Genomic DNA, 22,952 nt, shown 5'->3' with positions numbered 1-22,952 from the left:
CTCCATCAGCATCACCCCCGCCACCACCAACGGCACGGTCACCTGCACACCCAATCCCGTTAACCATGGGCAGGGCGCAAGCTGCACCGCCACGCCCGATGCGGGTTACCACTTCACTGGTTGGTCGGGCGATTGCACGGGCACGGGTGCATGCCAGCTCACCAATGTGACCAGCCCGCGCAGCGTTTCGGCCACTTTCACCCACGACCCGGTCGATGCCACCTGCGGCTCAGCGGCCAATGGCGCTGTGGCCTTCAAGCCCAGCGCGAATCTGTGCGCCACGGGCACGCCAGGGACCGTGCTATCCGCTGGCGGCCAATACAAATGGCAGTGCAGCGGTGAATATGGCGGCGCAGCGCAGCAGTGCAGCGCACCGTGGCAGGGTGCGGGCGGCAACGGCAATCTGGGGGCGGTGGAGGTGGACAGCGCGAACGGCTGGGAGATCAGCAGCGCCGCCTTTGCCTCCACCTTGCCCGCGCCCTTGCCGTCCCATGTGCGTGCGGTGCACGCGCCGCTGGGCCTGGTGCTGGGGCGTGTCGCTGGCAATGCAGATGCACAGGTGACCGTGCACTTCACCACACCAGTGCCGCAGGGGGCCGTTTATTACAAATACGGCCCCAGCCCCGACGGGCTGGGCTGCACCGGCGCTGCCTGCGCGCAGCCGCACTGGTATGCGCTGCCGGGCGCGCAGTTTGCGCCCGACGGCCTGAGCGTGACCTTCACCCTGGCCGATGGCGGCGTCGGTGACAGCGATTCCGTGCCCAACCAGATCACCGACCCCGGCATGCCCGTGCTGCTGGCCCCGCAGGCCATTCCCGCACTCGGGCCCTGGGCGCTGGCGCTGCTTTCGCTGCTGGCGGCGGGTCTGGTGGCGGTGCGTCGCCGAGCGTTGGGCGGTGGTGGCGCACCGCTGATCAGAAAGTGAAGCCAAACTGTCACCAAGGCAAAGCCGCCCCAGCGACGGGTTTCAGATGAGTTGCCGGCGGGACACAGGGGCTCCGCAAAGTTTCCTGTTGCGGCCCATGCATAAGTGCTGCCGAAACAGCGCCGCCGTTGAGTGTGTACAACGGGGGCCGAGGCGACTTCGCAGCTGTGTCCCGTCATACTTCACGCAACGCTGAATCATTTGCAAAGTTGCCATGTACACACTCCGCACATCACGTCCTGAAGATGGTGCCGCTCTGGTTGACCTTTGGCGGCGTTCCGTAGACGCCACCCATCACTTTCTCAGTCCCGATGATCGAAAGGCAATTGATGCCGAAGTGGTCGAGTTTCTGCCTCATGCGCCGGTGACTGTTGCTGTGGATGAACATGACCAGCCCCATGGCTTCATGCTGATTGATGGCACGCACATGGAGGCGCTGTTCATCGATCCGGATGTCCGCGGCACCGGCATCGGCCGCAGGTTGTTGCAGCATGGATTGGCGCTGCACGGGGAATTGAGCACAGACGTCAACATGCAGAACTCCCAAGCGGTTGGCTTCTATCAACGGATGGGGTTCGTTGAAACAGGGCGTTCGGAGGTGGATTCGCAGGGACGCCCTTATCCTCTTGTTCACCTGCGATACCAGGGCTAGCTGGAAGCAGGCCGCTGGGGCCTGCCTTGCAGCAGCAACCCCTTACTGTGGACTGCTGCCCCCTTGGTTGACGCTCAGATACACGGTCGGCAACCACCGTTTTGGTACGCTTTGAATTTGATGGATAGACAACCAGATACAGGCATGAATTTGAAATTCAAGCGGCTCACTGAAGTTGATCCGGCTCACATTGTTTCGCTGAACAACAATCCAGATGTGCTGCGACAAATGCCGCTTGGAAGTGCGAATTTCGACCTGGCGAAAGCAAATGAATGGGCTCAGAAAAAAGATGCCCAGTGGCAGCAATACGGCTATGGGCCATGGGCGTTTGAAATTGATCAGCAATTTGCCGGCTGGGGCGGCTTGCAGTACGAGGAAGGTGATGCCGACCTCGCTTTGGTGCTTCACCCCAAGTTCTGGGGAAGTGGCAAAGCCATCTATCAAGAGATAGTGAAACGTGCATTCACTGGCTTGGGGCTGAACTCCATCACAATTTTGCTGCCACCTTCAAGAACCAGAATAAAAGGGATTCTCAAGCTGGGATTTCGGCCAGATGGCGCATTGGATATCGAGGGGACTCGCTTTTTGCGCTATCGCCTGCATGCACCCGGCAAACCCGCTTGACCAGATATTGGAGCAGCGCGTCTTGATCCCACGCGCTCACACCTTGGCGAGGAAGGCCGCCGCATCACCCGCTTCACACTTCCAGTCTGCGAAGACCCCAACCAGATTGCATTCCACGCAGTGGCAAGCGATGTAGTACCAGCGCACGTCGTGTGTGCCCTCGTACACGGAGACGCCAGACACCAGTTCGAACGTCTCGTTCTCGCACACGCACTCGTGTGCCTCGGGGGTGGCCTCTTCAACATATTCCGCGCTGTCGCCCATCAGGTGTTCCTGCCCGCAGTCGGTGCAGGTGCGGATGGCCACGCCGGCTTCTTCATCCGTCTGCAGCGCAAAAGTCCGGCACCCGCAATCGCATTTGGACGAGGCAAACCGGACGGCCTCATGAAGATTCGCAATGCTGTAGCTGCGCAGCTCGGCTTGGGTGTCGCCGGAAGTTGTCCCGTACCAGAACTCGCCCTTCTTCGTCAGTGCCATTGATACTGTTCCATTCTTCAAGTTGGGCCTCTCGGCAGACCTGACGCCAAGCTTTCCCGATGTTCCGGATTTTGCCTGATGGCACGGTGAATCGTCGCCAAGGGGCCGGGCCGAGGTGCCCGCCGACAAGGGCTGCGGAAATCCCTGGATGCCGATTCTTGGAGATTGCAGCCAGAGACCATCAAGTTCAACTGTTGATCGCCGCCGATGTTCGATGTTGAAGCTCCTGCGTCAGCTCTCAGCCTGAGACCATTGTTCGGAAACCTGCAGCTGCCGGCTGCTCCGCAGCGGTTGCTGCCGCCCAGGGCCTCCTCGCGAGCTCGCTGCCGGTGCCGCGCGTCAGCAGCCGTGAGCACGCTTGTGCGAAAGGAAGAAGCGCAGCATCTCGGCGCTGGCGTCGATTCCTCCTGGCGTGGTGTAGCTGCCCTCTGAGCTGCCGCCGGACCATGCGTGGCCTGCGCCATGCAGTTGCCAGTGTTCAATGGCGGTACTTCCGTCGGCCGCGATATAGGCAGAGCGGGTGAATCGCTGGCGGTTCGGCGCATGGCCCTGGATGACGCGAGGTGCGCCTTGGGGACTTTGCGCGCTGCGTGCAGCATTCACCACGGCCGCGCCGTTGTCGTGGTGCACCGTCGTGTCGGCATCGCCGTGAAACACGATCACTGGACACACGCTGGGACCGCTGGCCGAGCCTGATGCTGCGCCTCTTCGCATCGCCTCGAGGGCTGATGGCAGATTGGACGCAGCACCGGCGGGCAAGCCCGAATGCACACCCACGGCGGCGAACAGCTCAGGATAGGTGCGTCCCAAGATGTCCGCCATTGCACCTCCAGCCGATAGTCCGGCGACATAGACACGCGATGCGTCCGCGCCATGGTCAGCCACCATCTGGCGTGTGAGGCCCGCCAGCAGTGCTGGCTCGCCCCGGCCCCGCTGCTGATGCTGGGCCTTGAACCAGTTCCAGCATTTTTGCGAGTTCGCATGCTGTGTTTGTTCAGGATAGAGCACCAATACACCAGCCCTGCGTGCCTGGTCATTCATGCGCGTGCCGGCGGCGAAGTCTTCCGGCCCTTGGGTGCAACCGTGCAGCATGAGGACGAGCGGCCGAGGCCCCGCTTCAAGTGCACTGCCTGGCGGCACATACAGCCGATAGGCCAGCTGCCGGCCTCCGTGCGAGTAGCTGCCGCGCAGCCATTGCTCGTCGCTGGAGGTGTCTGCCTGCGATGAGCCCGCAGGCACGGCGAGTTCGGGAGCATCGTCGATGAAACGGGCTTCGGCATCGACGATCCAGCCTTCTTCCCTATGACTGGTTGCGGCTGTCTTGCCGTGGGGCGCGGGCGCGGGCGCGCTTTCGCCTCGCAACGTGCGCTGAATCAGCTCGGTTGCTTCCAGCAAATTGCCAGTGCGAGTCAGGCGTGTAGCCTCGCCCAGCATGTCGTGAAAAAGCTGTTTCATGGAATGGTTCTCAGGTAATGCGGCCGGCCAGAGCGGCACGAACGGCGGGGCTGGCCTGGAGCGCTCCCAGCACCGTGATGGATTCGATGGTTTCTGCGGCCAGCTGCGCAGGCACGTCCTGCGCGATGCTGGCCAAGCCCAGCACCCGGATCTGCAGCTTTTCCCCGGCAGCCTGCACCCGCAGGAGATCGGCCTGGGAGAAATGCTGCATACCCAGGACCAGCATCTTGCGGGCGACGACCTGTTGCAACGCGTCCGCGTGGCTGCGCAGGTGATTGCGTATCGCTGTACGGATGAAATCACTGCGGTTTGCGTAGAAGCCTTCGGCGACCAGCAGGTCGATTTGGCCCAGGTCGACATAGCCCAGATTGATGGTGAGCTTCTCGGATTCGCTCACGCGAGGGGTGGAGGTGGTTGTGGCCATGGAACATCCTTATGCCATCCATATGGATGGTTTGAGGATGGTTTCAAGGCCTGATGTTTCAATTTGGCGCTGCACGTCGTGTGGTGTCCGGTGGATGGGCGCTCCAGCGTGTCCGTTGCCATCATTGCCCTGTCACGTCTGGGCCGTAAGGTGGCCGAGCCGGGCCACCGCGCCCGGCGTTGCTCAGCCATGCGCCAGGAGGCTCCATGCAAGATTTGCAGGCAGGCTCGCCGCACGGCCCTTGCGTTTGGGGCCAGCCAGGCGAACGGTTCAATACCTGGAGTCATCTGGCAGCCCTGCCCGTGGGCCTGGCGGCCAGTGTGGTTCTCATCTGCGAAACGGTGGCCGGCGGCGATGCGCGCAAGATTGTGGGCGCTGTGGTGTTTGGCCTGTCTCTGGCGGCGCTGTTTGGCGCATCGGCCCTCTTTCATGGCTGTACCGGGGTGCGCAAGCGTTTCTGGCAGCGCGTCGACCACGCCTGCATTTACCTGCTGATTGCCGGCAGCTACACGCCCTTTGCCTTGATGGCGCCCCCTGGCTTGTGGGCTTGGCTGCTGCTTGGCGGCGTATGGGGGCTCGCATTTCAGGGTGCGATACGTGCACTGGGTTTCGATTCGCCGCCGCGCCTGTCCCTGTACATCAGCCTTGGCTGGCTCAGCTTGGGGGGCGCGGTGCCGGTGGCCTTTGGCCATGGTGCGCAGACCCTGGCCTGGCTGCTCGCCGGCGGACTGCTCTATTCGGCAGGAACGGTGTTCTACCGTCGTCTGGCGAGCATGCGCCACGCGCACGGCATCTGGCATCTGTTCGTGGTTGCCGGCAGCGCCTGCCATACCGTCGCGGTAGCCGGTTTGCTCGCCTGACCTCCTGCCATTCATGGCTTCGACACCCTGCCGTCCTTATGAGGCTGTTTGCTTACGCAATTTCGGCGGGGCGGACCTCATCGAAAATTCTGGCATGGGCTTAAAACATGGTCGAGGCGGGGTGCATCTATCTCTTCCTCATCTTCGAGGAGAAGGCCATGACTGCATCGATTTCACTGAGGTCACTGCTTGGCAGGCCTCAGGACCCTGATCTTGCCGATCAGGCGGTCCCAGGGCACGGCGTTCCTTCGCAGGACCCCGACCAGGCAGCACAGATTCGAATGGGCAAGGCAGAGGCCTTGCGGGAGTCCAAATCAACCATGGTGGCCGGCTTCATGATTTTTGGCGCAGCACTGGGGTCTGTACTTGGCGCGGCCGTGGGAGGACCGGTTGGAATATTCGTGGGGGGCGCCGTCGGTGGCCTGGTGGGCGCCGGATGCGGGGAGGCGGCTGGAGCCACGTGGATCAAACACAAGGATTGATGGACCGGCCGAATGCAGAAACCCGTCCTTTGCGTCCATTGAAATCAAAAAGGGCCCGAGGGCCCTTTTTCGTTACGGAGCGGCTGGATTACTGCTTCGGTTGCCCTTGATGGGCTTGCTTCTTTTGCTCTTCAGCGGAGCCCGGCTGATGCTGCTTGGGAGCAGTTTGCTGTGGCTGGGGCTTGCTGGGCTGGCCAACGGGCTGCTGGCTTTTGCCTGGCGTGTTCTGGGAAACGGACATGTGAAACTCCTATGGTCTTCAAAAGCCAAGATGGCTCCTGAAAGTCCACTGTGTTCCTGGTCAAGGTGATGGGATGTAGTCAAACCGGCCGCGGACAGATTATGTTGTAAGCGTGGCGGCACAAGGGTTTTCGGGGGGCTTTCTGGATGCGGGGGTCCCGCAGGGCCAGGCACAGATGCCACTGCCGGTATGTGCGGTACCGCACAGAGCTGGTGGGCCTGGCCCGTAAGATGCAAGAGCGTCATTTCTGCTGCCTCCAGACTCTCTTGAAGTGCCGGGATGACTGCACTGGAATTGCCTTTATGCCCTCTTGCGCCGCGTCCACCGGCAATCATTTGCTCGACTCCTTGCCACCCGAGCCATGGCAGCGGTGGGAGCCTGCGCTGGAGCCCGTGGAGCTTGCCCTGGGCCAGGTGCTGTATGAAGCGGGCCGGGTCATGAGTCACGTGTACTTTCCCACGACGGCGATCGTCTCCCTGCTGTACGTGATGGAGAACGGTGCGTCGGCGGAGATCGCGGTGGTGGGCAACGAAGGGATTGTGGGCATTTCCCTCTTCATGGGCGGAGGGTCCACGACCAGCAGGGCGGTCGTGCAAAGCGCCGGCAGGGGCTATCGGCTGAAGGTCGGTGCCATGCAGGCGGAGTTCGAGCGCGGTGGCCCGGTTCTTCACCTGTTGCTGCGCTACACGCAGGCGTTGATCACCCAGATGGCCCAGACCGCCGTCTGCAACCGTCACCATTCACTTGACCAGCAGCTTTGCCGCTGGTTGCTGCTGAGCCTGGACCGGCTCCAGGGCACGGACCTGGTGATGACGCAGGAGCTGATCTCCAACATGCTCGGAGTCCGCCGCGAGGGAGTGACCGAGGCCGCGCTGAAGCTGCAGCGCGCCGAGATCATCCGCTATTCGCGTGGCCGCATCAGTGTGCTGGACCGTACGGGCCTGGAGCAGCGCTCCTGCGAGTGCTATGCGGTGGTGAGAAAAGAGTACGACCGGTTGCTGCCGGACATCACGGCTTGCTAGGTCCCGATCGCGGCCTCTTGCAAAGGGATGACAAAGCAGCTGTGCGCTGCCAGCTCTGTCCAGCGCAGCCTCTGCGATACCTGCAGCATCACTGCACCCTCCACGGCACACCTGGCCGCCAGCGCGTCGGTGCTGCCGCGAACCAGGAGAAAGCGCATGCTGCGGCCCTCCCGTTTCAATACCAGTTCGGCCTGGGGCCAATGGGAAGGAAGGCAAGGGGTGAAGAACAGTTCCCCGGCGTGGATGTGCAGCCCCAGGATGGATTCCACCGCGGCGCGATGCATCCATGCAGCCGAGCCCGTGTACCAGCTCCATCCGCCCCGTCCGACAAAAGGGGGCTGGGTGTATACGTCTGCTGCCATGGCGTAAGGCTCGATGGCGTAATGGCTGCCCCATACGGGATGGCTGGCGCGATGGGCCGGACTCAGGTAGGTGAAGTACCGGTAGGGTGTGTCCTGAAGGCGCTCGCTGCCGGTGGCGGTGGCATGCGCCGCCTGGCGCAGGGCCAGCGAAGCGGCGGCCATCACGGCCCACGCTCCGGCATGGGTGTACTGCCCGCCGTTTTCCCGCACCCCTGCCGGGTAGGCCTGGATGTAGCCCGCATGCGGAAGGCCATGGACCAGGGGCGGTGCCAGCAGCGGGATCAGGCCTGTATCGGGCTGGACCAGCTCCGTGTCCACCGCTTCCATGGCAATGCGCGGGCGCGATGTGCCTGCCGTGGTGACCAGGACCGACCAGGCCTGCGCAATCAGATCGATGCGCGCCTCGGGCTGCCGGGCCGAGCCCAGCACCGTGCCGTCATCGAAGAACGCCCGCCGGTACCAGCGCCCATCCCAGCCCGCAACATCCAGGGCCTGGCGCCAGCCGGCCAGGGCTGTCTGCCAGGCGTCGGCGCGTGCTTCGTCGCCGCAGCCGCGTGCCAGCGGTATCCAGTCCGTGACGATGGCGCACAGGAACCAGGCGAGCCATACCGATTCGCCCCGGCCTTGGTGACCAACAGCGCTCATGCCATCGTTCCAGTCTCCTGCGCCCATCAGGGGCAGGCCGTGCACGCCCACGGCAAGGCTGCGGTCGATGGCGCGCGCCGCATGCTCGTAGACCGAAGCCGAAACTTCGCTGATGCCCGGTGTTTCGTAGACGTCGTCCACGCCGTCGGCAATGGCGGGCGCCTCCAGGAACGGAACCTGCTGCTGCAGCAGCGCCGTGTCGCCAGTGGCCTGGAGATAGTGCGAGCAGGCGAAGGGCAGCCACAGCAGGTCGTCGCTGCAGCGGGTGCGCACGCCGGCACCCGCAGGCGCATGCCACCAGTGCTGCACGTCCCCTTCGAGGAATTGCCGTGAGGCGCACAGCGTGATCTGTTGCCGCAGCACGCCGGGATCGGCCCAGACAAGCGCCATGGCGTCCTGCAATTGGTCGCGGTAACCGGTGGCGCCTCCCGCCTGGTAGAAACCGGCCTTGGACCACAGCCGCGAGGAGACCGTCTGGTAGGGCAGCCAGCGGTTCACAAGCACGTCCATCAGCGGATCGGGCGTGTGGATCTGCGTGGCCTGGAGCAGGCCATCCCAGTAGTCGCTGTTGGCCTGTTCTCGTGCCTGGGGGGCCAGGACGGTGGCTTGCTCCAGCAACTGGCGCGCCGCATCGGGACTCGTTGCATGGCCGATCAGATAGGTCTGCTCCCAGGTCACGCCGGGCCGAAGCGTGGCCAGGCGCGACAGGGCTGCGCAGGGTTCGAGCCCGTATCCGCTGCGCTGCCCCAGCTGTGCCGGGAACTGCAAATGTCCGTCGGATGCAAAGAACTCGCTGCGGTCGCAGGTCCAGTCAAGGCTGTCGTGCTTTCCCGCGAGGGTGCCTTCGCCGGCATGCGATTCGCAGAAGAAAGCCGTGCCGCCGCCAAAGCCGCCCGCAGCCTCGGTCTGGGTGCATAGCAGGCCCAGAAAGCGCTTGTCGGGCGCCGGTGCCCACAGGGCCATGGTCTCCAGCGTGGCGCGGTCGGCCCGGCGCTCGCCCAGCATCCACTCCACCATGCCCGCCATCCTCAGGTGCATCTTGGAGTTGCCATGGTTGACCACGGTGATGCGCACTTGCTTGACGGCCGTCCTGATGTCCACGCACCAGCGCGCACGGATGCCCAGGTCGCCGTGGCGGTGGGCGATTTCAGTGAAGCCCTGGCCATGCACCACGCTGTAGCGGGCCTGGGCATGCCCCCAGGCGCTGGGGGCCACGCTCCATGTCTCGCGTGTGCGCCGGTTCTGGAGAAAAAACCACTCGGACGGCATGTCGCAGACGGGATCATTGGACCAGGCCGTGACCTGATTGAGCCGGCTGTTGATCGCCCAGGTATTGCCTGCGCCGCTTTCGGATATCTGCCCTCCGAAGCCCGGGTTGGCCAGGACGTTGATCCACGGCCTGCCCGGACGCCGGGATGCGCTGACATCGAATTGGAAGTGGCCACGGTCGCCGAGGAACTGTCCGGTCGATGCGGGGACAGCCGAGCCCCGGCTTGGCTGGACCGGTATTTTCTGAGGCAGATGCGCTGTGCGTCGCCGGCTGGCCTGGGCCTCGAACTGCTCGCTCCAGGCATGGATCTGTTGCAGCAATGCACGGCCATCGGCATGCAGGCGCACACATGCCAGGCGCTCCAGGCAGGCTGCCTGCGCGGGGGTGAGCGTATCCTGGCCCAGGACATGAAAGCCTGTCGTGCTGAGCCCTGGGCGGGCGTTGCCGGCCGCCTCATGCTGTTCGCCGATGGCGTTCAGCTCGGCCTGCACCGGCATGTAGTAGGAGTGGAACTCGCTGCTGAGCACGACCAGGTCGCAGGCCACGCCGGCACGCGACCATTCGCCCAGGGCCTGTCCCAGTATGCGCAGCAGGCCCAGGCCTTGGGGCGCCGCGGCACTCACCACGATGATCGGCCTGTCGCCCGAAAGGCCCAACTGCCACAGCACGCGCCGGTCCTGGATCTGCGGCAGGCGGACGGCGCCTGCGCGATGCGGGTGCAGGCCGGGCTGCAGCTTGGGCAGGGTGAACATCAGCGCCGTGCCCAGAAGTTGCAGTGCCGGCAGGTACTCGGGCCGGGGCCGGTGCTGCAGGGCATCCTGGCCCTGCGCCAAGGTGGCGGAGATCACGGAGGTGCGCTCCACATAGCTGGGCTGGCGGTACTTGTCCAGGATGGCCATGAGGGTGCTGGCACTGTCGCAGGCAGCCGTCGCAAACACCACGCTCACTTGTCCGCCAGGGCCCACGCGCATGCGCACACCCAGCACGGCGACGGGATCCAGGCCGGTGTCCAGCGCGACAGCTTCACCCGGTGCGGGCTCCAGGCACGCCTGCGGCTGGCTGGCCGCGTGATTGCGGCCGGCCCATTTCGCCCGATCGCTCTGGTAGCGCAGGCCCAGGACCTCCCCTTGCGTGCCGGCCACGAAATGGGCCATCTGCACCACCTTCTCCTCCTTGTGGCGGGCAACCCGCTCAAAACGCATGCCCTGCTGCTGCGCCAGCCACTGCGCCTTCACGAACATGCTGGAGAACGCCGGGTGGGCCTCGTCCGCGCCCGCGCCGGCCAGGACCACCTCCATGGCCGATATCAGCTCCACGTCCATGGGCAGGTTACCCAGGTTGTTCAGCACGACCTTGCGCAGCTCGATATCGTCTTCAGGGCTGATCCAGACCGTGGTGCGCACACGCCATTGCGGCCAGCGGGCATCGAAGCACATGCGGTCCGGGTGGAACGTGCTGGTGTAGGCCGCCTGCGGATCGGGTGCCGGGCTGCGGGTCACGGACACCGGGGCGCTGTCCCGGTCCGTTCGCAGGTAGACAAAGCTCCCGTGCGCATCGCGCAGCAGGTCATCGCGCCAACGCGTGATGTGGGTGTTGCCCAGGCGGCTCCATCCGGCTCCGTTGGCGCGCAATGCAACGCTGTAACGCCCATTGCTCAGCAAGAGGGTCGGCTCCAGGGCCCGGGCCCCCGGGACGACGGTGCGGATCGCGTTGGCAGGCCGTCGGGACTGGGCATGCAAAAAGGGTGCGGCCAGCGCGCCGGGCCTCAGGCCTGCAAGCTCGCGGGGGGTGCGCTCCTGCAGCAGCGTGGACATGGCCTGGATGCGGGGGTGGTCAGAGCCCCAGCGCTGTGCAACCCCTTGCAGCAGCACATTGGCCAGGGCCACGATGGTCATGCCCTGGTGATGGGCCATGTAGGTGCTGACGAGCGTGAACCTTCCGCCATGGATTTGCCGTGCGGCAGAAAAGTCCAGGGCCTCGTAGAAGCCATAGCGCCCGCGCGCAGCCAGGGCGGCCAGCGCGCGGAAGTTCGCGCACGCAGGTACCGCAGCCACCTGGCAGGCCAGCGCCGTGGCATAGGGGGCGATGACTTTCTCTGCCATCGGCGTGCGGCGCAGTGCCAGGCAGGGCACTCCCTGGGATGCGTACTGGTAGGCCAGCGACTGGTCGCGCGCCGCATAGGCGCTTTCCGACATGCCCCAGGGAATGCCCAGGCCCTTGGCAAAAGCCATCTGTTCGCGCAGTGCGCAGCGGTTGGCCTCGTCCAGCGCGCTGCCCGCTGGCTCCACTGCCACCAGCGAAGGCATCAGATACTCGAACATGGACCCCGACCAGGACCGCAAAATCGCGTTGCGCCCATGGGCGAAGAACGGCCGGCCCAACGCCTTCCAGTGCCTGGCGGGAAGGTCGCCCTTGGCAATGGCCAGCAAGCTGGTGGTGCGGGACTCGGAGGCCAGCAGGTCGTAGAACGATGCGTCGAGTTGCTGCTCCTCGAGCCGGTAGCCTATGTGCAGCAATTGCCGCCGCGGGTCGAGCAGGAAACGGAAATCCGCATCCCACGCCAGCTGCTCCAGGGTGTGGGCCATCGTCCGCAGGCGCAGGGAGATCGCATCTTGCTGCCCCGCGCCGACGGCGCTGACGTCCAGGGCCGCCGACTGCAGGGTGGCCAGCAGGTCGGCCAGCAGCCATGGCAAGGGGTCCTGCGGCCCGGGCGGGGTGTCGGCCACGGCCCCAGGTTCCGGCAGATCGAGCGCGTGAAGCTCCGCAAAGGCGTCGCGCAGCAATCCCTGCAGCATCATCTGGGCCGATATGTCTGCGGGATCGGCCAGGGGGCTGTCCAGCAATTGGCCGATAGCCGTCTGCTGCAGCGGGCGCTGCAACAGGCGCGCTGCGCCCGCCAGGCAGGGTTTCAACCGGCGCCTGGCCGCATGGATCGCCTGCTGGCTGGCCGCAGGATCCAGCGGGGCGCGGGCCAGCTCAAGGCAGGCGCGGGATACGGCAAGCAGATGGGCTCCCAGGTTGCCGCTGTCCACGGTGGAGACATAGCGAGGCAGCAGCGGCTGCAGGCTCTGGGTGTCATACCAGTTGAGGAAGTGGCCGTTGTGGCGCTCCATCCTGGCCAGCGTGGCCGAGGTCGCTTCCAGGCGCATCAGCAGATCCTGGGTGCCGATCCAGCCGAACTGCCGCGCACAGGCGGCGCTGAGCAGATAAAGGCCGATGTTGGTGGGAGAGGTCCGGTGGGCGAGCACCTCGAACGGCGCCGTCTGAAGGTTGTCCGGGGGCAGGTGGTTGTCGCCGTCGCCCACGCAGCGCTCGAAAAGCCGCCAGGTGTCACGCGCAATGTCCTGCAGCAGTTCGCGGTCTGTGGTCTGCAGCCCTGCATGGCTGAAAGGGGCCCGCCACGGGGCATTGCACAGCCAGACCAGGGCCGGGGTGAAAACCCAGGCGGACAGCAGCAGCCATGCCGCGGCTGGCAGCGGGGCGGGCAGCAGCCACAGGGCCGCCAGCAGCGCAAGCGCGAGCACGGTGCTGTGCCAGTGCCTTGACAAGGCCGGCGCCCAGCCGGGCCGGATGGCGGCATGGGATGCTTCGGCGGTGGTCCATTCCAGCAGATGCCTTTTGCTTACGGCCATGCGGTACAGCGTGCGGGCCACGGCATCCGCTTGGAGCATGGCCTGCGGCAGCAGTTGCGCCAGGTACCACGCGCCGGACAGTGCCACCTGCAGCAACTGCCTTGCGCACTGCAGGGCGAAGCGGCTGCCCACGAATCGCGCATGGTGCGGAAGGGCACCGGCGATGGCGCCTATCAACGGCCCGGTGATGCAGGCCGCCGCCGCCAGTGCCAGGGACAAAGGCAGGGCCAGGCCATGTCCTGCCATGGACAGCACGATCAGCAACAGCGACACGGGCGCAACCAGGGAGCGGCGCAGGTTGTCGAACAGCTTCCATCGGTGGATGACCGCCAGTTGCCAGTATCTGCCGTGCCACAGCACGGGCAGCAATTGCCAGTCCCCGCGCACCCAGCGATGCAGCCGGGCTGCTGCCGTGTCGCTGTGCAGCGGGTCCGACTCCATCACGGTCACATCGGAGATCGCCGCGCAGCGGGCCAGCGAGCCTTCCAGCAGGTCATGGCTGAGGATGCGGTCCTCGGGCAGGCGCTGCGACAGCACGGTGTGCAGGGCCTGCACATGGAGAAGGCCCTTGCCGATGAAACTGCCTTCTCCAAAGAGGTCCTGGTACACATCCGAAGTGGCTGCGCTGTAGGGGTCCATGCCCCGCTGTCCGGAAAAAAGCCACTGCCAGGCAGAGGTTTGCCGCGTCTGCGGCAAGGGTGCCACCACGTGCGGCTGCAGGATGCCGTAGCCGCGTATGACCTTGCGCCCGGTGGCATCCAGTTCGGGCTGGTTGTGCGGGTGCTCGGCGATGCCCACCAAGGCCCTGACCTGGCCCGGCGGCAGTTCGGTGTCGCTGTCCAGCGTCAGCACATAGCGCACGCCGGCAGGCAGGTCGGACAGCACGCCCATCTCCAGGAAGGGGGCCGGCATTTCCGTCGCCAGCGCCGTCACCAGTTGCTCGAGCTTGCCGCGCTTGCGCTCCCAGCCCATCCACAGGCCCTGCGTCGCGCTGAAGGACCGGGGGCGGTGCAGCAGCAAAAAGCGCTGGGCCTGGCCCTCCCCGGCGGGGTAGCGCAGGTTGAGCGCCTGTATCTGTTCGCGTGCCTGCGCGAGCAGCGGCTCATCGTCGGCCGTGCCCTGCCGGTCCGCATCCGCCCAATCGCTCAGCAGCGCGAAATGGACACAGTGCTCCGGATTGGCGAGATAGTGCAACAGCAGGCGGTGTGCCAGTTCGGAGATGGCAGCAGGCTTGCTCAGCAGCGCAGGAATGACGACCAGGGTGCGCGCCGAGGGGCCGATCCCCTCCTTCAAGAGAAAGCGCGGCAGATGCGCTGGAGTGGCGGACTCGCATATGAGCCGGTTCACCAGGGCCAAAACCGCCTCGGAGGCCGGGAAAAACATGAGCAGTCCCAGCAGGGCCAGGCCTGCATGGCCCACCCATGCGTCCAGCGGGCCCAGGGGACCCAGCGGACCCTGCATCGCGGCGGCATTGCCTGCGCCGTTGAGGTGCAGCATCCATGCCACCAGGGCCAGCGAAGCTGCCACAACGGCGCCGATGTAGGTGACCGTGCGCGACAGCAGGAGGATGGCATACCAGCGGTCCGACAGGGGCCGTCGCGCGCCGAACATGTCCTCCAGTTGGGCGCGTCCCTCGCCCTGCAGCCAGTACCCGGCCAGTTGGGCTGCGCCCTGCGACTGGCCCATCAACCGGATGAGGGCCCTGGCCACGGCGGCCTCGGAGCGATCAGGGCTGCGCGCGGCCAGGCGCTCTATGCCATGCAGCGTAGTGTTGCGGCTGGCATCGTCCTCGGCCAGGAAAACGGGCGAGGCCTGCAGTGCGCGCACGACCAGGCTGGTCCTGCCCACGATACCGGGCCAGTCCCCGGCGCCCACCAGCCGCAGCGAGGCCACCGCATTGCCCACGCTCAGGTGGTCGGCCGCGCTGTCGGCATGCTGCTGCACCTGCAGTGCCGCCAGATCGGGCACTGCACTGCGCAGCCACTCTTCGATCTGCATGTACGCGCCGTCGCTGAAGACCGAGCGATGCCCAAAGAGTGTTTGCGCCAGATGGGACAGGAAGACCTGGCCTACACCGCGCAATTGCATCAAGCGGTGGATTTCGTGGAAGCCGGCGGCATCGAGCCTGTCGATATGGCCCGCAGCCAGGGTAGCCACCTCCTTGGCCGCCGCCTGGCACGCAATCCGCTCCGCCAGGCGCCTCAAATTCTCGACCAGAATCACCCGCAGCGTGGTGGGCAGCGCCCAGAGCTCACCCTGGCTGAGTTCGCTCTTGCTCTGGTATGCGTCAAGAAAACAGGTCAATAGCGATTCATCGAAGGCACCATCGGTGTGGGCGACAAAGGACCATGCCACCTGGTAGATGCGTGGAAGGCCTGTGAGGGGGGCCTCCTGCAAGACGGGCAGCGAGCGGTAGTAGCGGATGGAAAGGCCTTCGCTGATCTCCCGCAACTGATCCTCGATCAGGTGGAAATTGTCGAAAAGCCACTCTGCGCCAGATCCCAGCTCATGGCCCTCCTGGTGCAGGCCGGCGATGTACCTGAATGAGGTGCGCAGGGATCTGAGATTGTTTTCAAGACGTGGATAGAACGTCGCCTGGCCAAAACGGGGGCGGCCCACGGCATGCGCGCCCCCCAGGGTCATCCCATACTGTTCAAAGTGTGCGCAGCCAAAAAGCTCCGACCTGATGGGTGCCAGGACTTCTCCATGGCGGGCATCCAGCAGGTGGCTGATATGTGGCGGTATCCATTTCCAGCGCTTGCGCATTTGCATTCATGGCTTCCGGGCAGCGCACTACAGAGCAAGCCACACGACGGCGGCCAGGGTTGCGATCAGCAGCATTCCCGTCAGCGTGCGCTCGCCCAGCATGCGGTGGATGGCCGTGAATCCCGTCCAAAGCGCGAGCAATGGCCTTCTCAGCGCATCGCAGTGCGCCAGGTGCTCGGTGAGCATGAGGCGATCCATCTGGGACAGGCTGGCAGGCCCGCCGACGCAGGAGGTGTCCCAGGTCGGGACGAGGTTGGAAAAGCGGGGCATGGGCGGAACTCCTGGTGCGGATTGCGCGGATGCAATCCCTTGGACACATGCCCTCTTGTAGGGGGCGCAGGCCGCGGCGTCTGTGCGCAGACGAACATTCACGGGCAACACGCGGCGATGTGCCCTACCGCACCGACGGCGATGTGCGAACAGGCCACTGTGGGATGGCATGGCAGGCACAGCGCAGCGCGTGGGTGCGGTGGACGGCGTTCCTGACCAGGGCGGGCAGCCTCCACGCCATGCGCCAGTCCACTACGTTTCAAAGAGGTTCTCCCATGAAAAAAATCAAGGTCAATGCGCTCGCCCTGGCGGCGACAGTCCTGCTGATGGGCCTGGCCGGCTGCGGCAATATGTCCAAAAGGGATCAAAGCACGGCGATCGGTGCGGGTGCAGGAGCGATCGGCGGGGCCGTGCTCACAGGAGGCAGCGCTGTGGGGACGGTCGGTGGTGCTGCGGTCGGTGGAGTCATCGGCAACCAGGTCGGCAAGGACAAGAAGTAAACCGTGCCATGCAGGCTTGGCATCCTGCATGGTCATGTAGAAATCGCTGGCGGATCAAGGGCTTGTCTGTGAAATGGTGAAGGCGATATTCATCTTCCGGATCTGCGAATCATCCGTTTCCCTCAAGCATGGCGAATTCTGAGGAACACCATGGCTCAAAGGTATCCAAGGCACATCGGATCAAGAAGAACAGGTGCTTTTTTTGCAGACGAAGCAGGCCTTCGCCCCCACGCCATCCAGTCGGATTTCGAGCGAAATCACTGGCTGGGCGTCTCCGTGGAAAATCGAATGCGCAAGGGGCTTGAAGCCTGTTTGCAAGGCCTGCAGCGGCAATGCGACTCACTGCGCGAGGAGTTGCACAACACGCGTATCGCCCTGGGAAAGGCGCATTTCGAGCTTGACAGGACCAAGGCGGATGAACGCGCAGCGCATCACCTGGCGACACATGACCATCTGACCTCCCTGCCGAACAGGTTCTCATTCCTGGATCGGCTTTCCAGGGCGATCGGCTTTGCCATGCCCCAGGCCATTCCCATCGCGGTGTTGTATATGGATCTGGATGGCTTCAAGACAATCAACGATCTCCATGGCCACAGTGCAGGAGATGAAGTCCTCAAGGTCGTATCGGGCCGCCTGAGATCCTTCATCCGCCGAGAGGATCTGGTGTGCAGGCTGGGAGGCGACGAGTTCGCATGCCTGCTGGAGCCCTCTCCGGAAATGGAGCAGCTGCGCGCCTTGGCCAGAATGATCTGCAGGGAAATAGCCAACCCCATTCACTGCAACGGGCTGGAGCTGAAAGTGGAGGCCAGCATGGGCATCGTGATCGCACACGAATGGCCTGTGTCTGCGGAGCAATTGATTGCTGATGCGGATCGCGCCATGTATCGGGCCAAGCGCATGCGCAGCGGCTATCAGTTCAGTGTTTTTGAGGGCACTTAGGCCCGCCCCGTAAGCAGCAATACCACGACCACCACCACCAGCAGGCTTATCGCAATGCTGGGAGCGTATCCCCAGCTACGGCTGTGGGGCCATGAAGGCAGAGCGCCTACAAGCACCAGGATCAGGACGATTAGAAGAATGGTGGTCAGACTCATGATGCTCTCCAAGGCGCTTTGCAATGCACGGCGTAGAGTTGCATTGCATCGTGTTCCCAAGCGATGGTCTGTGCGCTGGCGCACGTCCTTGGATTTTTGAATTTTTGACTTTGGTCTTTCAGGCCGGGGTGCCCATGATTCTTGAATAGATTTGTCTGTCTGCCGCGTAGCAGCTGCACGCCCTGTTTTCCAGCGCTGCGCGGTTCAATACCATCATCTCACCACGTTTGTAGGCAATCATGCCGTCGTTCTGAAATCTGCTGGCGATGTTGGTGATGCTGACACGCCGTACGCCCAGTATCAATGCCATGAATTGCTGTGTGACATGGAAGCTGCCGGCACATCGGTCGCTGCTCATCAACAGCCATCGGGCCAGACGGGAGGCTGCCGTATGGTAGTTCAGGCAGACTGTGAAACGTGCCTGTTGATGCAAGCGCACAAGTATGAATTTTTTAATCAGTTCACCGAGCATGGGGATCTCTGTGCACTGCTTTTCTAAATCCGTGCGGCTTATTCGCCAGCAGGTACCAGATTGCTGTACCAAAATCTTCCAAGGAGGAGGTGTTGCATGGCCTAGAATGCTTTCTGACCCGACCATCGCCTCATTCCCTACCATGCCTATTCCCAGGGAATGTCCCAGGGAATGGTTGCTGTTGATTTCCATAACCAAGGAGATGCATCCGCTTTCAGGAAAGTAAGCGTGCTCCAGAGGGTTGCCTGCTTTGCTCAATTCTGATAGTGCAATCAATTCGAACACTTCACAGTGCTCAACAAAGTAATCTGCCGATGAAGGATAAAGCAGGCGTATTATCCTGTTTTCAACATTGGCATGATGGGTGCCCGAATTTTTCATACAATTCCAATGAAATGAGTTTCGTTCATTTCTCGTGATGGATACCTCGATGACTGATGCTGAAGCCGGGTCATCAGATGATTTTTCTCTTCAAGCAGGCCGCACTATTGATCATGGTGATTTTTTGATTCCATGTATGTGCGGCTGCGTACGCAAAGCCAGCTGCCGGGAAGGCGGTTTTTTCATATGAAAATCAGTTCTGCTGCCGAATCCGAGATGAGGTCATTTAATTGCGCATCCAAAATATTTTTTCCATGATGTGCGCTGGCGAACAGAAAAATAGAAAAAATAGATCCAAAAATAACGCTGACCAGCCTACGCAACTAAAAAACGAAGAAATGCCACGCACGGAAGACGCCATGACCGCCAATTCAAAAATCTCGGAACTTGGGCGCCGGCAGCGCCTTGCAGAACAACCAGCGAGTGACCGGTCTTGACCGTTGCAGCCACTCACGCACTGCGCCGTGAATGTCGCAGTTCAGCCTGAAGCAGCCAACCCAAGCGGGCGTCGCAACCAGCCGCTCCTGGCCGAACCAGCCCCCGATCAATCCATTCCAAAATCCACCCACCCCATCCCCATCCCCCGATTCACATGCCGCTGCCCACCCACCGCCAACTCCGAATCCAGCGTGGCCAAAGCAACAGAGATCCAGGAGCCCTCTGCGTAATGCGCGCTGTGCCACGTCAGCGATGAGCCGCATTGCTGGCAAAAGCAGCGCGTGATGCCTGGCGATGAGGCAAAGGAGCGCAATTGCTCCTGGCCCTGGGTGAAGACAAGGTCCTTTGCCGGCACGCTGCCGTAGGTGGCGAATGCGGCGCCGTGGGCCTTCTGGCAGATGCGGCAGTGGCAGTGCGACACGGCCTTGGGGCTGGACCGCAGTTCATAGGCGATGGCGCCGCACAGGCAGCTGCCGGTCAGGGCAAGAGGGGGGCTATCCGGGGCGTTGCTCATGGTCAGTCGGGCGCAAAAAAGGCGCATGCCATTGTGCATGCGCCCAATGCCGCGAGAGGGACGCGCGGCAACCCCAGGAGTCATCCGTTTCGTCAGTCGCCGATGACCTGCAGCCCGCTGCCATCCCCATGCGCCTGCAGGCACATTCTTCCGAGATCGTTGAGAAAGCGCAGCACGGGCATCTCGCCCACGCAGGCGGGGATGGCGGCCATGATGTCGTTGTGCAGTTCCAGCAGCTGGTCGGCGGCAACGAACATGGCGGCGGATTCGCCGTAGTAGTGCCGCCAGAAGTCCTGAAGCAGGCCGTGGCGGGCCTTGCCTACGACCAGCGGATAGCCGTTTTCCCAGACCTGTGCGTCCATGGAAAGGCTGGCCAGGCCAGGGTCAACAGGCCGCGCGCTGGCGGGGATCAACAGTACACGTCGCATGTCCATGCTCATTTGCGTCTTCCAGGTGCGCCAGTGGACTCGGGCAACCCGGTCCGGGAGGAGGGTGAGAGGGTTCGCACCGCAGGCGGCAAGAACCGGTTCCCACTTTATTCACGTGTGCACAACAAGAAAATTACAGCTGATTACATGCGGCGAGCGATGCGCCGTGTGCCTGCCGTTCTCCCTTCCAGTTCACCGTTCAGGCGCTGCGCGCCCCGCCTTCGATCTCGAACGGAAAGTCTCCGAAGCGCAGGCTGCCGCGCCGCCGCTCCACCAGGGCGGGCGAGGCAGCGCATTCGGGCAGGGCGCTGAGGATCTGGTGCTTGGCGCGGAAGATCTGGATGTTCACGTACGAGGGCTCCACGCCCAGCATGCGTGAGAGTGCATCCAGTTCTATCCAGCCCTGGCTTGCGGGGGCCAGGCCTTTTTCTGCGTCCTGCTGGCGCACGCGGGCCAGGGTGACCAGGGTGTAGTGGTGTATGCGTTCGCCCAGCGCAATGGGTTTGCCGTCGCTCATGACGGTCAGGCTGGCGTGCTCTTCGTTCTGGCTGACGGTGAAGCGAAAGGACACTTCCGGCGGCTTGGGCGCACGCGGGTCGAAGCTGCTTTCCCGCGTGGATTCCAGGTCGTCGCATTGCACGAATTCCCAGCTGCCTGCGGAGGTGTGGACCATGGCGCCGTCCACCAGGGGCTCGGTGCCGTCGCCGGACTCTTGCAGCCAGCGGCCATCCTCGAAGAAGACGTTGGCTTCGGGCTCCTGCGCGTCGGGCAGCAGGGTGCCGCGCGGGTTCAGGGCCAGGGGGCCGTCCTGGGGCAGTCCCGGGCCGGGGCTCAGGCAGGTGATGGGCGGGCCCAGGTCTTCCACGGTCCAGGCCGCTTCTGCGCCTTCGCCCATGCTGAGCTTGGCGCCCACCGCCAAAACGGTCCAGCGGCCGGCGACCAGGCGCACGCCGTTGAGCATGGTGCCGTTGCGGCTCTGGTCCACGATTTCCCAGGTCTGCCGGTTCCAGCGGAACAGTGCGTGGACCTGGGAGACGTCGGGCGCCTTCATGACGGTCTGGCAGACCGAGGGATGGCGGCCGAAGGTATGCAGGGGCCGCAGCACGACGATGCGGCCGTCGAGTTGGTTACGAAAGAGGGCCATCGCCTCGAATTCTCCTTGGGGCTTGTGTGAACAGGGGGTGGGCTGGGGGCGCATTGGCCCGGAGCCGGCAGCCTGTTGCCAAGCTGAGAGAGTACATGCCCGCTGCGCTTTTCAGTTTGTCAAACGTACAGAGCCTGCGGATTCAGTTCGGATTCCTGCAGCGGCCGGCTGCGCCAGCCAAGGGCCACGGGTACGTTGCGCAGCCGTGGATTGCCCAGTTCCGGCCAGATATGGCACAGGCCGGGAATCACGACTTTGACGGTGTGCACAGGGATGTCGGGGCGCGAGTGGTCGTAGACGATGGTTTCCAGGCCCAGGCCGCGTGCGATGTCCACGCAGCGCGCAATGGCCTGGGCAATGTCCGGCGGCGTGGTGTCCGGCGTGTGCCCAGACAGAGGCGCAGGCTGTTGCGGCGGCGCATCGGCGCTGTCCGCAGGGTGCAGGAAGGCCTGCAGTGGCTCGGGCACGGCAAAGCTTTTGCCGGCCGCGATCAGCTGGCTGATTTCGGTGAGGGCGCGTTCGCAGGCCAGGGCGCGGTCCAGGCTGCAGCCAAAGCCCACGGCCCATTGGCCGGTCTGTGCATGGCGGCCCACGGAGACGACCACGGGTATGCCGAAGTCATGCGTGATGTCCAGCAGCCAGTACGACCATTGCGGGCCGCAACTGCGGTCCAGGCGCTGGCGCGTGGCCTGGTCGATGCCTTGCAGCGCAATGGCGGGCCTGCGGATCTGGCCGTACCACCAGATGGCGGCGGCGTCGCGTTCCACCAGTTCCATGAAGCCTTGCAGGATGGCCTCTTCCCGCGTGTTGCCTGCGGCGCAGCCGTTGGAGGTCCAGCCCACGTGGTGCTGGCTTTGCGCGGGCGCATGGGCCAGGCAGAAGGCCAGCGGCAGGTAGCGGCGCGCATCGGCGGTCAGGGACCAGGCGGGAGCCCACCACAGGGGCTCGCCCTGGCCGGCGCTGGGGGCCACGGCATGCGGTGGCCTGTCGGTGGCAAAGCCGGCGGTTTGCCGCTCGCTGAAGCGAGCCAGTTCCGTGGGCGCGATGCAGGGCGCGTCCAGCTCGGCGGCGGGGGCGACGATTACGGCTTCGTCGCCCTGGTGGAAGGCGGCGTAGCGTTCCACCGCTTCGCACATGGCGCTGGCGCGGGCCTGCATGGCCGACAGGCCCTTGCCCAGACACAGCTGTGTTCCGGAGCCGGCCAGGCTGGTGCTGCCGGGGGCCGGTGTTCTGAAGATTTCGCTGCGGTAGACGGTGAGTGCTTCGTCGGTCTCGGCCGTCAGCGGCGTGACCCTGGCAATCACGCCGGTCAGCGGGCTGACGTGCTGCGACAGGCGCTGCACCGTGGTCTCGGCCGGCACGCTGCGCCAGCCGCCATCGGCGCGCGCGGCATGCGTGCCGGGAACTGGCGCAATGCGTTCACGCTGGCGCAGGGCCATCAGCCCTGGCGTGCCGCAGTGCGGGCATTGCGGGCGGGCGGCCACCGGGTGGGGCTGGTCAGGCTCCAGCGTCCACACGGTTTGCGCCGCATCGGTGTGCGCCAGCAGGCGCTGCACCGTGGGCAGCAGGGCCTGCAGCCGCGTGGCGATGAGGTCGGCGCCGGCGCGCACGGGCGGGCAGCGGTCGCCGTCCTGAGGCTGGCCGTGCTTGCCGCCGCGTGCGGGATGGTTGCGTTGCCAGCGGTGTGCGAGGCAATGCCAGCAGGCCGCTGCCTGGGGTTTGAAAAGCGGTCCCGCCATGGCCTGCTCGCCTGTTGGCCGCACCAGCAGCCAGGGCCGGCCTGCGGCACGCTGGTTGGCGTCAATGGCGCCCAGGCGCGGGTCCAGATAGTCGTCGCAGAAAACGATGGTGAGTGGGGCGGGGGCGGGGGTGGG

Annotated in this window: 20 protein-coding genes; 8 read left to right on the top strand and 12 right to left on the bottom strand. The window is 64.3% G+C overall.

Annotated elements, in window-relative coordinates:
* The 3 genes from DA1_RS28315 to DA1_RS30120 all read left to right on the top strand — a co-directional run.
* Positions 1-925 (top strand): IPTL-CTERM sorting domain-containing protein (locus DA1_RS28315; RefSeq protein WP_155737674.1); only part of this gene is annotated, 925 nt, incomplete at its 5' end.
* A 214-nt stretch (positions 926-1,139) separates the two neighbouring features.
* Positions 1,140-1,577, top strand: a complete 438-nt coding sequence (locus DA1_RS28310) for an acetyltransferase (RefSeq protein ID WP_034394965.1) — start codon at positions 1,140-1,142, stop codon at positions 1,575-1,577.
* Between the two features lie 144 nt (positions 1,578-1,721).
* Positions 1,722-2,201 (top strand): GNAT family N-acetyltransferase, encoded by a 480-nt coding sequence (locus tag DA1_RS30120; protein ID WP_080736918.1) that lies wholly within the window; start codon positions 1,722-1,724, stop codon positions 2,199-2,201.
* Between the two features lie 36 nt (positions 2,202-2,237).
* Here the strand turns inward: DA1_RS30120 and DA1_RS28305 are convergent, their stop codons facing one another.
* From DA1_RS28305 to DA1_RS28295, 3 genes are all read right to left on the bottom strand, one after another.
* Positions 2,238-2,678 carry a hypothetical protein gene (locus tag DA1_RS28305; RefSeq protein WP_034394963.1) on the bottom strand — a complete coding sequence of 147 codons (441 nt, stop codon included), beginning with the start codon at positions 2,676-2,678 and terminating at the stop codon, positions 2,238-2,240.
* Positions 2,679-3,017: 339 nt separating this feature from the next.
* Positions 3,018-4,133, bottom strand: a complete 1,116-nt coding sequence (locus tag DA1_RS28300) for an extracellular catalytic domain type 1 short-chain-length polyhydroxyalkanoate depolymerase (RefSeq protein ID WP_034394961.1) — start codon at positions 4,131-4,133, stop codon at positions 3,018-3,020.
* Positions 4,134-4,143: 10 nt separating this feature from the next.
* Positions 4,144-4,557: a ribbon-helix-helix domain-containing protein gene (locus DA1_RS28295; RefSeq protein WP_034394959.1), complete on the bottom strand. Its 414-nt coding sequence runs from the start codon at positions 4,555-4,557 to the stop codon at positions 4,144-4,146.
* Positions 4,558-4,763: 206 nt separating this feature from the next.
* Here DA1_RS28295 and trhA point away from each other — a divergent pair, with 206 nt between their 5' ends.
* On the top strand, positions 4,764-5,417 hold the full coding sequence (trhA, locus tag DA1_RS28290; protein ID WP_034394957.1) for a PAQR family membrane homeostasis protein TrhA: 654 nt from the start codon (positions 4,764-4,766) through the stop codon (positions 5,415-5,417).
* 158 nt (positions 5,418-5,575) lie between these two features.
* Positions 5,576-5,899 carry a hypothetical protein gene (locus DA1_RS28285; protein WP_071957174.1) on the top strand — a complete coding sequence of 108 codons (324 nt, stop codon included), beginning with the start codon at positions 5,576-5,578 and terminating at the stop codon, positions 5,897-5,899.
* 88 nt (positions 5,900-5,987) lie between these two features.
* On the opposite strand, the gene DA1_RS30785 is transcribed toward DA1_RS28285, so the two are convergent.
* Positions 5,988-6,140, bottom strand: a complete 153-nt coding sequence (locus DA1_RS30785) for a hypothetical protein (protein ID WP_013801894.1) — start codon at positions 6,138-6,140, stop codon at positions 5,988-5,990.
* A 302-nt stretch (positions 6,141-6,442) separates the two neighbouring features.
* Between DA1_RS30785 and DA1_RS28280 the strand changes: the two genes are divergently transcribed.
* Positions 6,443-7,162: a Crp/Fnr family transcriptional regulator gene (locus DA1_RS28280; protein WP_034398720.1), complete on the top strand. Its 720-nt coding sequence runs from the start codon at positions 6,443-6,445 to the stop codon at positions 7,160-7,162.
* Here DA1_RS28280 and DA1_RS28275 read toward each other — a convergent pair.
* The gene (locus DA1_RS28275) at positions 7,159-15,843 is read right to left on the bottom strand and encodes a glycoside hydrolase family 94 protein (RefSeq protein ID WP_051940889.1); all 8,685 of its coding nucleotides are present in this window, start codon (positions 15,841-15,843) and stop codon (positions 7,159-7,161) included. The genes DA1_RS28280 and DA1_RS28275 overlap by 4 nt on opposite strands.
* 21 nt (positions 15,844-15,864) lie before the next feature.
* Positions 15,865-16,107 carry a hypothetical protein gene (locus tag DA1_RS28270; RefSeq protein ID WP_013801897.1) on the bottom strand — a complete coding sequence of 81 codons (243 nt, stop codon included), beginning with the start codon at positions 16,105-16,107 and terminating at the stop codon, positions 15,865-15,867.
* Between the two features lie 275 nt (positions 16,108-16,382).
* Between DA1_RS28270 and DA1_RS28265 the strand changes: the two genes are divergently transcribed.
* On the top strand, positions 16,383-16,607 hold the full coding sequence (locus DA1_RS28265) for a YMGG-like glycine zipper-containing protein (protein ID WP_013801898.1): 225 nt from the start codon (positions 16,383-16,385) through the stop codon (positions 16,605-16,607).
* Between the two features lie 150 nt (positions 16,608-16,757).
* Positions 16,758-17,546 (top strand): GGDEF domain-containing protein, encoded by a 789-nt coding sequence (locus DA1_RS28260; protein ID WP_080736917.1) that lies wholly within the window; start codon positions 16,758-16,760, stop codon positions 17,544-17,546.
* Here the strand turns inward: DA1_RS28260 and DA1_RS28255 are convergent.
* The 6 genes from DA1_RS28255 to DA1_RS28230 all read right to left on the bottom strand — a co-directional run.
* Positions 17,543-17,701, bottom strand: a complete 159-nt coding sequence (locus DA1_RS28255) for a DUF3309 family protein (protein ID WP_034398712.1) — start codon at positions 17,699-17,701, stop codon at positions 17,543-17,545. The genes DA1_RS28260 and DA1_RS28255 overlap by 4 nt on opposite strands.
* Positions 17,702-17,819: 118 nt before the next feature.
* Positions 17,820-18,554 carry a Crp/Fnr family transcriptional regulator gene (locus DA1_RS28250; protein ID WP_051940883.1) on the bottom strand — a complete coding sequence of 245 codons (735 nt, stop codon included), beginning with the start codon at positions 18,552-18,554 and terminating at the stop codon, positions 17,820-17,822.
* 544 nt (positions 18,555-19,098) lie between these two features.
* Entirely contained in the window at positions 19,099-19,506 is a 408-nt protein-coding gene (locus DA1_RS28245; RefSeq protein ID WP_034398710.1) for a GFA family protein, read from the bottom strand.
* Positions 19,507-19,598: 92 nt separating this feature from the next.
* On the bottom strand, positions 19,599-19,934 hold the full coding sequence (locus DA1_RS28240; protein WP_225970979.1) for a hypothetical protein: 336 nt from the start codon (positions 19,932-19,934) through the stop codon (positions 19,599-19,601).
* Positions 19,935-20,133: 199 nt separating this feature from the next.
* Positions 20,134-21,078, bottom strand: a complete 945-nt coding sequence (locus tag DA1_RS28235) for an FHA domain-containing protein (protein WP_012206172.1) — start codon at positions 21,076-21,078, stop codon at positions 20,134-20,136.
* Between the two features lie 119 nt (positions 21,079-21,197).
* On the bottom strand, positions 21,198-22,952 hold a 1,755-nt coding region (locus DA1_RS28230), incomplete at its 5' end, for a TOMM precursor leader peptide-binding protein (RefSeq protein WP_062794189.1).

Source organism: Delftia acidovorans NBRC 14950 (assembly GCF_001598795.1).
In the GTDB taxonomy this organism is placed as follows: Bacteria; Pseudomonadota; Gammaproteobacteria; order Burkholderiales; family Burkholderiaceae_C; genus Comamonas; species Comamonas acidovorans.
Note: the sequence above shows the minus strand (reverse complement) of the source record. Positions and strands in the feature narration are given on the sequence as shown.

Excerpts from the sequence above, each read along its gene's own strand:
- DA1_RS28270 (WP_013801897.1), bottom strand. The coding sequence starts at position 16,107 with ATGCCCCGCTTTTCCAACCTCGTCCCGACCTGGGACACCTCCTGCGTC.
- DA1_RS28295 (WP_034394959.1), bottom strand. The coding sequence starts at position 4,557 with ATGGCCACAACCACCTCCACCCCTCGCGTGAGCGAATCCGAGAAGCTC.
- trhA (WP_034394957.1), top strand. The coding sequence starts at position 4,764 with ATGCAAGATTTGCAGGCAGGCTCGCCGCACGGCCCTTGCGTTTGGGGC.
- DA1_RS28280 (WP_034398720.1), top strand. The coding sequence starts at position 6,443 with ATGCCCTCTTGCGCCGCGTCCACCGGCAATCATTTGCTCGACTCCTTG.
- DA1_RS28250 (WP_051940883.1), bottom strand. The coding sequence starts at position 18,554 with ATGAAAAATTCGGGCACCCATCATGCCAATGTTGAAAACAGGATAATA.
- DA1_RS28300 (WP_034394961.1), bottom strand. The coding sequence starts at position 4,133 with ATGAAACAGCTTTTTCACGACATGCTGGGCGAGGCTACACGCCTGACT.
- DA1_RS28275 (WP_051940889.1), bottom strand. The coding sequence starts at position 15,843 with ATGCAAATGCGCAAGCGCTGGAAATGGATACCGCCACATATCAGCCAC.
- DA1_RS28265 (WP_013801898.1), top strand. The coding sequence starts at position 16,383 with ATGAAAAAAATCAAGGTCAATGCGCTCGCCCTGGCGGCGACAGTCCTG.
- DA1_RS30120 (WP_080736918.1), top strand. The coding sequence starts at position 1,722 with ATGAATTTGAAATTCAAGCGGCTCACTGAAGTTGATCCGGCTCACATT.
- DA1_RS28235 (WP_012206172.1), bottom strand. The coding sequence starts at position 21,078 with ATGGCCCTCTTTCGTAACCAACTCGACGGCCGCATCGTCGTGCTGCGG.
- DA1_RS28285 (WP_071957174.1), top strand. The coding sequence starts at position 5,576 with ATGACTGCATCGATTTCACTGAGGTCACTGCTTGGCAGGCCTCAGGAC.
- DA1_RS28240 (WP_225970979.1), bottom strand. The coding sequence starts at position 19,934 with ATGCGACGTGTACTGTTGATCCCCGCCAGCGCGCGGCCTGTTGACCCT.
- DA1_RS30785 (WP_013801894.1), bottom strand. The coding sequence starts at position 6,140 with ATGTCCGTTTCCCAGAACACGCCAGGCAAAAGCCAGCAGCCCGTTGGC.
- DA1_RS28310 (WP_034394965.1), top strand. The coding sequence starts at position 1,140 with ATGTACACACTCCGCACATCACGTCCTGAAGATGGTGCCGCTCTGGTT.
- DA1_RS28305 (WP_034394963.1), bottom strand. The coding sequence starts at position 2,678 with ATGGCACTGACGAAGAAGGGCGAGTTCTGGTACGGGACAACTTCCGGC.
- DA1_RS28260 (WP_080736917.1), top strand. The coding sequence starts at position 16,758 with ATGGCTCAAAGGTATCCAAGGCACATCGGATCAAGAAGAACAGGTGCT.
- DA1_RS28255 (WP_034398712.1), bottom strand. The coding sequence starts at position 17,701 with ATGAGTCTGACCACCATTCTTCTAATCGTCCTGATCCTGGTGCTTGTA.
- DA1_RS28245 (WP_034398710.1), bottom strand. The coding sequence starts at position 19,506 with ATGAGCAACGCCCCGGATAGCCCCCCTCTTGCCCTGACCGGCAGCTGC.